Here is a 13,247-nt window from a genome sequence, read left to right as displayed (position 1 = left end):
GTCTCCTAGCCGCTAGAGACGGCCATTGCCATCCGGGGGATCCGACCGTTTCTTTTCTGCCCTTATCTAATTCTCGCTTAACCGGGGCAATCCCTCCACCTCGCCGGCGTGCCATTCACGGTAGTCCGCCAAGGGAAACCCGGGGACGGTCAATAGCTTGTAATCCGCCCCGTCTCTTCTCAAGATATGCTTGCGAGTATATGAGCGGAGCGAGCGATCCGTAACGGACACCATCACGATCGGGAACGGGTAGGCGAACAGGCGCAACGGAGTGGTCTCGCTATCCGGGAACGCACGATGCAGCTGGTAGGCCGAACGCTCGAACGCTACCCAGTAGGGACCCGTGCAATACAGGTGTATTGAGTTTCGGTTCGCACGCTCACGATCCATGATCTCTGTCAAACGCTCACGCAACAGGTTCATCAGCCGGATGCCCGAAGGGACACCGCATGTCTCTCTCTCTTCTCTCATATCTTTTATTCATCGCCGTTCCCGTGCCCGAACCAACGGTCGTAATCCCGTAAACGACGTATCAACACGGACTTGCTCCTCTTGGGCGAGGCCTCCTCCATCCAAGGGCCAACCAGCTCGTGCGCCATGCGCTGGTAGAGGCTGCTGTCCGTACAGCCGTACAGCGTGACCAGCAACAAGGCACGGGATTGCCCCGCTTTTATCACCGGGAGCATGCTGCGCATCGTGGCATGCAAACGATCGAACTCATCCGACTCGCCCAAAAGCAGATAGGCTGGAAGGAGCAAAGAGTAAAGCTTGCAACGGATCACGTCGGTCTCACCACGGAGAGAGGCGTAGCCACGCAGGACCTCACGGGCCAGACGGGCATCCTCATCCACTACCACGCCAGAGGCGTGGTAACGGCCCAAGGCCCCGTGCAAGCCCTCCGACAGACGGTCGTTGTCCAAATGGGTATACACGTGCTTGCCCCCCGTGTTCAGCTCGATCAACTCGTACTCCCCCGCTCTCACCTCGAACAAGGGGACCCACAGACAGTCGAGGATACGCACCATCACGTCCTTATGCCCACCGCCCGGCTGCACCACCACCTCCGCCTCCATGTCGGTAAAAGGGCCGGAGGTGATACGCACACGGTCGCCTTTCAACAAGCGGCCGCTATCTGGCACGTACACCGGAAGCTCGTTGGAGTAAGAAGCCGCGACCCAACGCAAGGTATCCATCTCACGATCCGAGAGGTACGGGAAATAAGACCGCCCGCCGGAGGAAACCCGGGGGAGGAAATTATACAGGGGAAGCGTACGCTTCAGGCTAAAGATCTCGTCCTCCGAGGCGTGGACGAACACGTAGTTGTACAGCAGGGGCCGTTTCGTGTTGACCATCTTACCGCCCACCTTCCTCGCCTCGACATACGAGGGGGAGAAATACTCGAACAAGGCCTCCCCACGACGCTCACGGCGGGAAAGCTCAGCGTCCAGCCCCTTCGAGGGACTGATCCTGTCACGCCCGCCACCGGCGGTAGGGAGCGTGAGCACGTACCAACGGACGGCCTCCTGGTCACGTCGCTTCAGAACATGCGCCATGAACCTATCCGAGCACTTGCCTGTCAATATATCCATCTCTATGATTATCTTTTCCAGTGGTTATCCCGTGGCCCGAAAACAGACCCCACGGCAATTCAGAGCCCTACCAAGAATCTTTTATATCATCTTGATAAACAGTACTTTATATTTTTAAATGTGGCATTACTGAAAATTACCATCTCTCGAAATCTTAGGCTACTTGGGGAGTAGCCTAAAAGGTGCGAGAACGGTTATCACCCGGTTGTAGAGACGGGGCGTGCCCCGTCTCTACAACCGGGTGATAGTAGCTTTAAGTTACCATTTGGAGGGGATGAGACGGGGCGTGCCCCGTCTCTACAGGAATACACACAGGTTATAAGGCATGGTGGAATGATACCGGGAACAAGAGGTCATTTCACCCGCATCACCATGTCTATACGTCTAGGATAAAACAGGAAAATCAAAAAATAGAGAGGATCAAACGCCTACAATGAGTAAACAAGCGCATTTGTTTGCTTGTTTTTAGTTATTTTTTACTACATTTGCGCCGTGAAAGAATACGCTACTCCCCAAGTAGCCTACTCCCTTTACCCTACTTTCGGTACATGATTGTACACACTCTCAAAACAAATTTTATTCACCGCAGACATCTTTTCCAACGAGAAACTTTTCAAATAGATTTGCGTAGTCTTGATCGATTTATGGCCCAATAGTTCGCTGATCATCTCAATCGGGACATCCTGTTCCTTCAAAATCATCGCAAAAGAATGACGGATCGAATATGAGGTGATCGGGATAGACACACCGCAGGCTCTCGCCAACCTCTTCAAATTCCGGTTAAAATGGGCCAAAGCGGAAGTGTACTCCTTGTAGGCTTCTTTTCCCACTTTTATCCCTTTCAAGAAAGGAAACAAATAGGGTGAGTCCTTACCTACATCACTTGACAGTTCCCTCAGCGACTCCCATGCGGTAGATTGTACCTCTATAAGCATCGGAGTACCCGTTTTCTGGCGTTTATATTCCAAAACCCCACCCCGGACATTCTCCTTTTTCAGATGAGCGAAATCCACGAATGCCATACCGCAAAACTGGAACATCAGGCACAATGCCTGCCGTGTTTTTCTCAGTTCCGGATCATCTAATGAGGCCGTCATCAGAGAACGTAATAAATCCTGTGGTAACGCCTTTTTGCGTTTGCTCTCTATACCCGTGAAAACTCCCTTAAATAAATAAGGGATATAGGGGGCCAACCCTTCCTCCACCGCCATGTTGTACACACAACGGATCCGACGCATATAGGTCGACACCGTGTTCCATGTACATCCTTTATTCAACAAAAAGGCCTGATAACGCCGAAGGTTCTCCTTATTGACATAGATATAGGGAATTACCTCCAACCCACAAAACCGCATGAATGAGTTCAATGCATCCTGATAGCTCTTCGCCGTGGAATAACGCCCATCCACACGCAATTTATAGATATACAACCTCATCCCTTCTACTAAATCCTTTTTCTCCATACTATCGCTATTTTTTCGTGATAAAACTTAGCAAATGTAATACAGATCCGGGAGGTTGAGCATATACAAAAAAAGGCGAACCAACCGGTCCGCCTTTATAAAATCTCCATTTCTAGATTATTTCAGTCCTCTATTCTTCAGCAACGGATCCGTACCCGGTTCCTTGCCACGGAAATTCTTGTACATATCCATAGCGTCGTCGATACCGCCCGGGGTCAAGACATATTTACGGAATTTATCGGCACATTCTTGATTAAAGATGTCGCCGGTTTCCTTGAATGCCTCGAAAGCGTCGCAATCCAATACCTCAGCCCAGATGTAGCTATAATAGCCGGCGGTGTAGCCGCCACCCATCGTATGGTTGAAGTAAGTCGTACGGTAACGGGAAGGGATTTGTTTCAGCAAACCACGACGGCCTAACGTCTGTTGCTCGAAATCCATCACGTTCAAGTTGGCCGGAACATTATTCGTCTGGTCAACGAACTTGATCACCTTCTTATCCGCAGCGTCACCACTGATCGCATGGAAATCCATATCCAGATAAGAAGCCGCCAGATACTCCGTCGTAGCGAAACCTTGTCCGTACTTACCGCTCTTATCCAACTTCTCGATCAACTCGGCCGGGATCACCTCGCCGGTCTGATAATGCTTAGCGTACACCTTCAATACTTCCGGCTCGAATACCCAATGCTCCATAACCTGTGAAGGCAACTCCACGAAATCACGAGGAACACCGGAAACACCGGAGTAATGCACGTCACGGAACAAGCCGTGCAAACCATGACCGAACTCATGGAACAATGTATTCGCCTCATCAGCGCTCAACAACGCAGGTTGTCCCGGAGCGGGCTGGCTAAAGTTACAAACGATCGTTACGACCGGAGCCACACGCTTGCCATCCTTATAAGCCTGCGGACGATAAGAACCACACCATGCGCCACCACGCTTGCTGGCACGAGGGAAGAAATCGAAATAAATAACGCCCAAATGAGAGCCATCCTTATCTTTGCACTCAAAAGCCTGCGCTTCCGGATAAGGCAACGGGATATTACGGATCGGGGTGAACGTGATACCATATAACTTATTAGCTACATAGAAAGCACCCTCACGAACATTATCCAACTTCAAGTAAGGACGAACCTCATTCTCATCCAAATTGAATTTAGCCTTCTTGGCCTTCTCGAAATAATAACGCCAATCCCAGCCCTCGGCCTCGAAATTGCCGCCTTCTTTCTTGATCTCGGCGTTTATATCGGCCAATTCCTCTTTCGCTTTCGCCAAAGCAGGCTTCCAAACCTCATCTAACAATTGATAAACCTTATCCGAGCTTTTCGCCATACGATCCTCCAACACGAAAGAAGCGTAATCATCATAGCCCATCAACTTCGCTTTCGCCAAACGAGCGGCAACCAAATCACGAACCACTTCCTTGTTATCGTTCTCATTATTATTATTACCACGGTTGATATAAGCGTTGAACATCTTCTCACGCAACTCACGTTTATCGGAATATTGCAAGAACGGCATCACGCTCGGGTTCTGCAAGGTAAATACCCATTTGCCTTCCATCCCGGCATCCTTAGCCGCTTGAGCGGCGTTAGCGATCAAGGTCTCGGGCAGACCGGAAAGATCTTCCTGCTTGTCGATCACCAATTTAAAAGCGTTCGTCTCTTTCAGCATATTCTGTCCGAAAGTAAGCTGTAGCATGGAGATCTTGCTATTCAACTCACGCAATTTAGCCTGATCCTCAGCGGAAAGATTAGCGCCACCCCTGACGAAGTCCTTATAAGTCTCCTCCAATAACTTCATTTGCTCCTTATCGAGACCCAACTCATCCTTCTTATCATATACCGCCTTCACACGAGCGAATAATTTCGGATTCAAGTTGATATCATCACTATATTTTGACAATAGCGGCGACATCTCACGGCTTAACGCCTGCATCTCATCATTCGTATTCACGCTATTCTGTCCACCGAAAACAATCTGGACCTTCCGAAGCAACGCACCCTGCTCATCCAAAGCGACAATCGTATTCTCGAACGTCGGCTCCTCCGGGTTATTCACGATCGCCTCGATCTCCTTGCGTCCCTCTTCCATACCTTGCAATAGGGCCGGTTTGTAGTGCTCGAACTTGATTTGATCAAAAGGTGGAACTCCAAACGGGGTGGTATATTCCGCAAAGAACGGGTTCTCACCCTCCACGGTCTTCTTTTCGGAAGTACCGCAGGCAGTAAGCATAACGGCTAATCCTGCTGCCATAATTAATTGTTTCATCTTTACTGATTTTTTGATTTATGAGTTATGAATTATTCTAATTATTCTTCTCATTTTAGCCCTCTGTTCTCCAACAACGGATCGATACTTGGTTGTTTACCACGGAAATTCACGTACATATCCATAGCATCATCGATGCCGCCCGGGGTCAGTACGTATTTACGGAATTTAGAGGCAACCTCCGGGTTGAAGATATCACCCGTCTCCTTATAAGCTTGGAAAGCGTCGCAATCCAACACTTCCGCCCAGATATAGCTATAATAACCGGCGGTATATCCACCTTCCATCGTATGTCCGAAATAAGTGGAGCGGTAGCGAGACGGAATCTGACGGATCAGACCACGATCGCCCAAGACCTTCGCCTCAAATTTCTCGATATCCAAATCGGCAGGGATCTCTTTCAATACATGATAATCCATATCCAGATAAGAGGCGGCCAGATACTCCGTCGTAGCGAAGCCTTGTCCATACTTGCCACTCTTAATCATCTTGTCTACAAGGGCTTGCGGTATTACCTCGCCGGTCTGGTAATGTTTAGCGTACACTTTCAATACCTCCGGCTCAACGGCCCAATGCTCATCGACTTGCGAAGGTAGCTCCACAAAGTCACGAGGCACGTCGGACACGCCATAATAATGAACGTCGCAGAATAAACCGTGCAAGGCATGACCGAACTCATGGAATACGGTCTCAGTCTCGTCGGCTGTCAAAAGCGCCGGTTGTCCCTCCGCCGGTTTACTGAAATTAAATACGGTAGTAACCACCGGGGCTACCCGTTTCCCATCTTTATACGTTTGTGAACGGTAACCGCCGCACCATGCGCCACCTCCTTTGCCCGGGCGGGTAAAGAAATCCATATACAGCACGCCCAGATGCGTACCATCTTTATCCTTGCACTCGAAAGCGAGAGCGTCGGGGTCCGGTTTCGGGATGTCCTTGATCTCGGTAAACGTGATACCGTATAATTTATTGGCTACATAGAAGATGCCCTCACGTACATGTCCCAACTCAAAATAAGGACGCATCTCGTTCTCGTCCAAGTTATATTTCGCTTTCTTGGCTTTCTCGAAATAATAACGCCAGTCCCAGCCCTCGGCCTCGTAATTACCACCTTCCTTCTTGATCTCGGCGTTGATATCGGCCAATTCCTCTTTCGCTTTCGCCAAAGCAGACGGCCAGATTTTATCGAGCAAGTCATACACGTTCTTCTCGTTCTTCGCCATATTCTCTTCCAATACGAAAGCGGCATAATCCTCATATCCCATCAATCGGGCTTTCTCCAGACGAGCGGTAACCAGCTGCTTAACGACCTCCTTATTATCATTCTCATTATTATTGTTGCCACGATTTGTATATGCCTTGAAGATCTTCTCACGCAAATCACGCTTATCGGCGTATTGAAGGAAAGGCATCACGCTCGGATTATGGAGGGTAAACACCCACTTACCATCCAGACCATTCTCTTGGGCCGTTTGCGCCGCCTTGACGATCACGTCTTCCGGCAGACCGGATAAGTCCTCTTTATTATCGATCACTAATTGGAAATCGTTGGTCTCTTTCAGGGTATTCTGTCCGAAAGTAAGTTGGAGCATGGATATCTTCTCGTTCAGCTCACGCAACTTCGCCTGCTTATCCTCCGGCAGATTGGCTCCTCCCCGGACAAAGCTTTTATAGGTTTCCTCCAACAGCTTCTTCTGTTCCTTATCCAGATGGAAGCTCGCCTGATTCTCATATACGGATTTCACCCGGGCGAAAAGCTGGGGATTTAGGCTGATATCATCCGAATGTTTGGATAAAAGGGGATAAAGCTCACGTTCGAGCTCTTGGATCTCGTCCGTGGTATTCACACTGGATTGGCCACCGAAAGCATACATTACTTTAGTAAGCAACTCGCCACTTTGGTCTAAGGCCACGATCGTATTCTCGAATGTCGGCGCATCCGGATTTGCCACGATCGCCTCGATCTCCTTCGACTGCTCTTCCATGCCTTTCAAAAGAGCCGGCTTGTAATGAGCCACCTCTATTTGGTCAAACGGAGGCACCCCGAACGGTGTCGTATACTCCGCAAAAAACGGATTGGGTGTAGCGCCTTCCGCTACATCGCTTTTCTTTGAGGAGGAACAAGCTCCCAAAATAACCGCTAAACCTGCGGCCATAAGCGTTTTATTCATGCCATTGTTATATTAGAATTACAATGGACAAAGATAACGAAGTTTTGCGTTACAATTCTATTTCAAATTGTTATTATTTAGAATCCGGAAAAAGATTTTCACAATTCACACAAAAAAGATCCCCAAAGGGAGATCTTCCCTTCGGGGACCCAATATGCTTTCACTCAATGTTCAATCGAATCGCTCTCTATACCGTCCTCGATATTTTCATTTTCGATCGTTTCTTGTAAATCTTGAATGTCATTAGACGTGTAATCATCCGACAATACCGAATTGGTAGACATGGTCTCATCGTGAAGATCATCGCTCTCATCCCATAACGTTTTCATTATATTCTCTGACATATCTCTTATATTTTAAAGTTATATGCCTATTCAACAACCTCGACAAAGAAATTGTTGTTCCAATAAAAATAGTTCACTAATTTTAGCGAGATTAACGCAAGAAATAATATGAATCGAATTTGTAGTCTTTTTGGTATTCAGTATCCCATCATACAGGCGGGAATGGTTTGGTGTAGTGGTTGGCGGCTAGCTTCAGCGGTTAGTAACGCCGGTGGATTAGGATTGATCGGGGCAGGCTCCATGCACCCGGAAGTGCTCCGGGAACATATCCGTAAATGCGAGGCGGCGACCGACAAGCCTTTTGGCGTGAATGTCCCGCTGATGTACCCGGAAATCGATACCTTGATGCGGATATTGGTGGAGGAAAAAGTGAAGATCGTATTTACCTCCGCCGGTAACCCGAAAACATGGACAAAGTATTTGAAGGATCATGACATGACGGTCGTTCACGTGGTAAGCAGCTCTAAATTCGCCACGAAATGCGAGGAGGCCGGAGTGGATGCCATCGTTGCCGAAGGCTTCGAGGCCGGCGGGCACAACGGACGGGAGGAAACAACTACGATGTGCCTGATCCCCGCTGTCCGGAAAGCGACCTCTCTCCCCCTTTTGGCGGCAGGAGGTATAGGAAACGGTCAAGCGATGCTAGCGGCACTCGCACTAGGGGCCGACGGCGTACAGATAGGCACTCGTTTCGCCCTAACCAAAGAAAGCTCGGCACACGAGAATTTCAAGAAACTATGCTTGAATCTTAAGGAAGGCGATACGAAGTTATTATTAAAGAAACTGTCTCCTACCCGTCTGGTAAAAGGAGATTTCGCTACGGCAGTGGAAGAAGCGGAAGCCCGGGGAGCGTCCGTGGAAGAATTACGTGAGTTATTGGGCAAAGGACGTGCCAAGAAAGGAATCTTTGAGGGCGACCTAAAGGAAGGCGAGTTAGAGATCGGACAGGTAGCGTCTTTATTCTGGGAGGAATTATCCGTGGAAGAGGTGATGAAAGAATTGATCCGTGACTTTAAGCTATCCTTAGAGAACGTAAAAACACAGTTGTGTTCGTGAGAAAACACAACTGTATCTGTGGATAAACACAACTGTGTTCAAGAGAAAACACAGTTGTGTTCCTTATCATAATCGATACTTATACAATTGCGCCATGACCTTTTGGTATTGGTTTTGCAATTGCAGGTAGTTTTGCACGCTTTGGTAATAGGTCGTCACATCCACGAAATACTCGATCATAGAGATTTGCCCGGCCTGTATAGCCTTGTTCAACAAGACCAAGCTATTCTGCCTTTTCAGCACATCCTTATATTCATCGATAGATTTCTTTAAGGAGACAGACTGGTCATATAGCTGCCTCAACCCATTCTCTACCGTGAAAGAAGCGCTCTCCAACTGCATCTCCGTATAGCGGGCCTGAGCCTTCGCCTGTTTCACGTTATTACGGTTCGAGAACAACGGGATGGTGATTCCTACCAAGAAACCATTGAAACGCTCTCCACCCGAGGCGGGATTCATACGATACCCTAACTCAAAGCCGGGCAGACCTTTCGCCTTATTCACGCTCACCTGCCGAAGAGCTGTCGTCTGGTCGCTACGCAAGGTCTGTAATTGCGGATCGGATTGCATCGCCTCCGTCCGCAGCTCATCAAAGGAAAGCACATCCTTATCCGGCAAGGCGTAAACCGTATCCGTAAACTCGATAGCGATACCGCCGTTCAGGGTAGCCAGCTCCTGCAGCTTGGCAATACGGGAAGTCTCGTTCATCCGGGCCTCTGTCCGAGCGTTCAATAATTCCAGATCGATCTTGTTTGTCTCAAGGATATTCGCATTTCCTTTCTCCAAACGAGTCGCATAAAAAGCGGAAAGTTGCTCGGCGTTCCTAAGACGGGTATCCAATAGGTTCTTCTGCTGGTTCAACAGCACCAAATCTAGGCAAACCTCTTTCACCTGCAACAAGATTTGCTGACGAAAAGCCATCCCTTGACGATCCAAACCCGCGGATTTCGCCTTCGTCAGCTTATGCTTCCGGACATATACGGACGGGAAATCAAAGCTTTGGGAAGCCACGAACTCGCCCGTGAATCCCATCCCTTCTTTATTCCCCCAGAAATGCGAATAAGAGACCGAAGGGTCTGGCAAATTATTATCCAACTTCGCCTCCAGCTTCTGCGACCGGACCAACTGGCTGTTCGCCTGTAAATCCTTATTGTTCGCCTCCACGCTCCGGAGCACGTCCTCTATAGAAGTCTGGGCGGAAAGGCCGCCTGTCAATACAGACAAGGCGGCGACTATAATATATGATTTCATAAAACTTATTCTTTATTCTTGTTCATTATCAGATAAACAATCGGGATGATGAATCCGTTTAAGAACGTAGAGGTTAATAAACCACCCAAGATCACCGTCGCCATCGGGCTTTGGATCTCATTCCCGGGAAGATCGCCATTCAACGCCAACGGGATCAACGCCAAGGCAGAACTCAACGCCGTCATCAAGATCGGGTTCAAACGGTCTAGGGAACCTTGTATCACGGACTCACGCAATCCCATTCCCTCTCCACGCAAATGCGTATAGTGGCTGATCAGCAGCATACCGTTTCGGGTAGCGATACCAAACAAGGAAATGAAACCGATAATCGCCGGGATACTGATCTCGCCGGAAGTAAGCCATAGGATAATCACGCCACCGATCAACGCCAACGGCAGGTTCAACAAGATCACGCCGCTCTCCTTCACGTCCTTGAACTCATTGTACAGTAACATGAAGATCACCAATAACGACATCAATGACGTCAGCAATAAGGTACGGCTGGCCGCCGCCTCGCTCTCGAACTGGCCACCATATTCGATATGGTATCCCTCCGGCAAACGGATATTAGCCTCTACCCGATCCTGTATCTCATTAACCACACCCCGCAAGTCACGTTCCGATACATTGGCACTAATAACGATCTTACGTTGCACATTCTCACGATTGATCGTATTCGGACCGGTCACCGAACGGATATCGGCCACGTAGCTTAGCGGCACTTTCTGTCCGGCGGCATCGATCATCAGATTGCTAATATCATCCATCGTGGCACGGCTAGCGTCGGAGGTCTTCACGGTCAAATCGAAACTCTTGCCATCATCGTACACCTGACTGACGGCCTCGCCTCCCAACATCACATTGATATATTCCTCGAACTCCGGCAGGGGAATGCCATATTTAGCCAACAACTCACGTTTCGGGGTGATTGTCAACTGCGGACGCTCGATCTGCTGCTCTACCTTCAAGTCCACCAGACCCGGGATCGTTTGGATAGCGGCCTTGATCTGGTTACCGACCGTAAACATCAGGTTCAAGTCCGTACCAAACAGTTTGATAGCGATATTCGCCTCCGTACCGGAAAGCATAGCGTCGATACGATGGGAAATAGGTTGCCCGATCTCTATATTAGCGCCGCTGATCGTAGATAACTTCTTGCGGACATCATTCATCACCTCATCCCGACTACGGTCTTGCAATTCGAAAGGAGCCTCGATCTCGGAAACATTCACGCCCAAGGCATGCTCATCCAATTCCGCACGACCGGTCTTCCGAGCCACAGTCTTTATCTCGGGTACTTGCAACAGCAACGCTTCCGCACGGCGTCCGATCTGATCCGACTCGTCCAAGGAAATTCCCGGAAGCGAGCTTACGTTGATCGTAAAAGAACCCTCATTGAACGGGGGCAAGAAACTACGTCCCAAATGAAAGAAGATCACCAAGGCGACCACAAACAAAGCGATCGTGGTACCTAGCACCCATTTCTGGTAAGCCAACGCTAACTCCAAAGCCCGTTTATACACCACCTTCAACTTCCGGGCTATCCAAGCCTCACGCAGTTCCTTCATTCCCGTCGCTTTACGGTTCAGCAAATAGCTACAAAGCACCGGGGTCAAGGTAAGCGCCACCACCGTAGAAGCAAACAACGCCACGATAAAAGCGATACCCAGCGGAACCAACATACGGCCTTCCATACCACTCAAGAAGAACAAGGGCACGAAGCTCACCACGATAATCAAGGTAGAGTTCAAGATCGGCATACGTACCTCACGGGAAGCGTCGTAAACCACCTCCAAGGTAGAGCGTTGCTGATCCGGAGGCAAGAGCCGGTTTTCCCGGATTCGTTTATACACGTTCTCCACGTCCACGATAGCGTCATCCACCAAGGAACCGATAGCGATCGCCATACCTCCCAAGCTCATCGTGTTAATCGTCAATCCCATGTAGTGCAATACGATGATAGAGACCAGCAAAGATAACGGCAAGGCTACCAACGAGATCACCGTCGTACGTATATTCATCAAGAACAGGAACAAGACGATCACCACGAAGAAACTACCCTCAAACAAGCTCTTCTTTACATTATTAATAGAGTTATCGATAAAATGACTCTGGCGGAATATATCCGTAGAGACATGTACATCCGCCGGCAAGTTCTTCCGCAAATCGACAACAATCTCGTCCAGCTTCTCCGTCAACTTCTCCGTACTCGTATCCGGCTGTTTGGTCACGGTAATCAGCACGGCTGGCTTTGTCCGCTCGGAAGCGGTTCCCAACTTCGGGCTTTTACCGCCGATCTTAACCGTAGCGATATCACCCAGCATAACCGGATACTCATTCACAGTCTTCACCACACCCTGAGCGATCTCCTCCGCCTTCGACGTAGACAAGACTCCCCGGATGATATACTCATTATCAAACTCATACAATACACCACCATTGGCGTTCCGGTTCATATTCCGACAAACATCCAACACCTCGTTCAACCCTACACCGTAGTGCTTCATACGAGCCGGGTCCAACAAGATCTGGTACTCCTTAATATCGCCACCGATCACGGCCACCTGCGCCACACCGCCCGTAGACAACAAACGGGGACGGATCGTCCAGTCGGCGATCGTACGTAAGTCCAACAAAGACGTGGAATCGGCGGTCAAACCGAGGATCATCATCTCACCCAAGATGGATGACTGCGGGCCTAAGGTCGGTTTACCTACGTTCTCGGGAAGGCTCTCACCCAAGACAGCCAGTTTTTCGGACACGATCTGACGAGCCCGGTAAATATCCGTACCCCAATCAAACTCTACCCAAACCACGGAGAATCCGGTGGTAGACGAGGAACGTACACGCCGCACGTCCATCGCACCGTTCACGGCAGTCTCCACAGGGAATGTCACCAAGCGTTCCACCTCCTCGGGAGCCATACCGTTCGCCTCGGTCATGATCACGACCGTCGGGGCGTTCAAGTCCGGGAACACATCCACGTCCGTATTAAACGCCGTGTACGTACCCCAGATCATCAGCAATAGCGCACAAACCAAGATTACCAACCGGTTGTGCAATGAATAATAAATTATCTTATTTAACATGCAACGT

Annotated in this window: 9 protein-coding genes; 1 reads left to right on the top strand and 8 read right to left on the bottom strand. The window is 49.3% G+C overall.

Annotation, left to right across the window (positions count from 1 at the left end; genetic code table 11):
• Nucleotides 1–66: 66 nt before the first annotated feature.
• The 6 genes from NBH16_RS20445 to NBH16_RS20420 form a co-directional block, all read right to left on the bottom strand.
• Complete coding sequence (locus NBH16_RS20445; RefSeq protein ID WP_009017183.1) at nucleotides 67–471, bottom strand: hypothetical protein; 405 nt, start codon at nucleotides 469–471, stop codon at nucleotides 67–69.
• A gap of 5 nt (nucleotides 472–476) precedes the next feature.
• Nucleotides 477–1,589 carry a transcription termination/antitermination protein NusG gene (gene nusG / locus NBH16_RS20440; RefSeq protein ID WP_211737957.1) on the bottom strand — a complete coding sequence of 371 codons (1,113 nt, stop codon included), beginning with the start codon at nucleotides 1,587–1,589 and terminating at the stop codon, nucleotides 477–479.
• 530 nt (nucleotides 1,590–2,119) lie between these two features.
• Nucleotides 2,120–3,052: a tyrosine-type recombinase/integrase gene (locus NBH16_RS20435; protein WP_005857932.1), complete on the bottom strand. Its 933-nt coding sequence runs from the start codon at nucleotides 3,050–3,052 to the stop codon at nucleotides 2,120–2,122.
• 117 nt (nucleotides 3,053–3,169) lie between these two features.
• On the bottom strand, nucleotides 3,170–5,329 hold the full coding sequence (locus NBH16_RS20430) for a M3 family metallopeptidase (protein ID WP_005866465.1): 2,160 nt from the start codon (nucleotides 5,327–5,329) through the stop codon (nucleotides 3,170–3,172).
• A gap of 50 nt (nucleotides 5,330–5,379) precedes the next feature.
• Nucleotides 5,380–7,500: a M3 family metallopeptidase gene (locus tag NBH16_RS20425; RefSeq protein WP_122297414.1), complete on the bottom strand. Its 2,121-nt coding sequence runs from the start codon at nucleotides 7,498–7,500 to the stop codon at nucleotides 5,380–5,382.
• 164 nt (nucleotides 7,501–7,664) lie between these two features.
• Nucleotides 7,665–7,844 carry a hypothetical protein gene (locus tag NBH16_RS20420; RefSeq protein WP_122297413.1) on the bottom strand — a complete coding sequence of 60 codons (180 nt, stop codon included), beginning with the start codon at nucleotides 7,842–7,844 and terminating at the stop codon, nucleotides 7,665–7,667.
• A 108-nt stretch (nucleotides 7,845–7,952) separates the two neighbouring features.
• On the opposite strand from NBH16_RS20420, the gene NBH16_RS20415 reads away from it, so the two are divergent.
• Complete coding sequence (locus NBH16_RS20415) at nucleotides 7,953–8,900, top strand: NAD(P)H-dependent flavin oxidoreductase (RefSeq protein WP_005857940.1); 948 nt, start codon at nucleotides 7,953–7,955, stop codon at nucleotides 8,898–8,900.
• 66 nt (nucleotides 8,901–8,966) lie between these two features.
• Here NBH16_RS20415 and NBH16_RS20410 read toward each other — a convergent pair whose 3' ends face one another.
• Nucleotides 8,967–10,151, bottom strand: coding sequence for a TolC family protein (locus NBH16_RS20410; RefSeq protein ID WP_036629538.1), 1,185 nt, complete (start codon nucleotides 10,149–10,151; stop codon nucleotides 8,967–8,969).
• 5 nt (nucleotides 10,152–10,156) lie between these two features.
• Nucleotides 10,157–13,240 carry an efflux RND transporter permease subunit gene (locus tag NBH16_RS20405; protein WP_250789006.1) on the bottom strand — a complete coding sequence of 1,028 codons (3,084 nt, stop codon included), beginning with the start codon at nucleotides 13,238–13,240 and terminating at the stop codon, nucleotides 10,157–10,159.
• Nucleotides 13,241–13,247 lie beyond the last annotated feature (7 nt).

The organism is Parabacteroides sp. Y3-G-102 (assembly GCF_023656845.1).
Lineage (GTDB): Bacteria > Bacteroidota > Bacteroidia > Bacteroidales > Tannerellaceae > Parabacteroides > Parabacteroides distasonis.
The sequence above is the reverse complement of the archived record's forward strand: the minus strand, read 5'-3'. Positions and strand labels throughout refer to the sequence as shown.

Excerpts from the sequence above, each read along its gene's own strand:
- NBH16_RS20445 (WP_009017183.1), bottom strand. The coding sequence starts at position 471 with ATGAGAGAAGAGAGAGAGACATGCGGTGTCCCTTCGGGCATCCGGCTG.
- nusG (WP_211737957.1), bottom strand. The coding sequence starts at position 1,589 with ATGGATATATTGACAGGCAAGTGCTCGGATAGGTTCATGGCGCATGTT.
- NBH16_RS20435 (WP_005857932.1), bottom strand. The coding sequence starts at position 3,052 with ATGGAGAAAAAGGATTTAGTAGAAGGGATGAGGTTGTATATCTATAAA.
- NBH16_RS20430 (WP_005866465.1), bottom strand. The coding sequence starts at position 5,329 with ATGAAACAATTAATTATGGCAGCAGGATTAGCCGTTATGCTTACTGCC.
- NBH16_RS20425 (WP_122297414.1), bottom strand. The coding sequence starts at position 7,500 with ATGAATAAAACGCTTATGGCCGCAGGTTTAGCGGTTATTTTGGGAGCT.
- NBH16_RS20420 (WP_122297413.1), bottom strand. The coding sequence starts at position 7,844 with ATGTCAGAGAATATAATGAAAACGTTATGGGATGAGAGCGATGATCTT.
- NBH16_RS20415 (WP_005857940.1), top strand. The coding sequence starts at position 7,953 with ATGAATCGAATTTGTAGTCTTTTTGGTATTCAGTATCCCATCATACAG.
- NBH16_RS20410 (WP_036629538.1), bottom strand. The coding sequence starts at position 10,151 with ATGAAATCATATATTATAGTCGCCGCCTTGTCTGTATTGACAGGCGGC.
- NBH16_RS20405 (WP_250789006.1), bottom strand. The coding sequence starts at position 13,240 with ATGTTAAATAAGATAATTTATTATTCATTGCACAACCGGTTGGTAATC.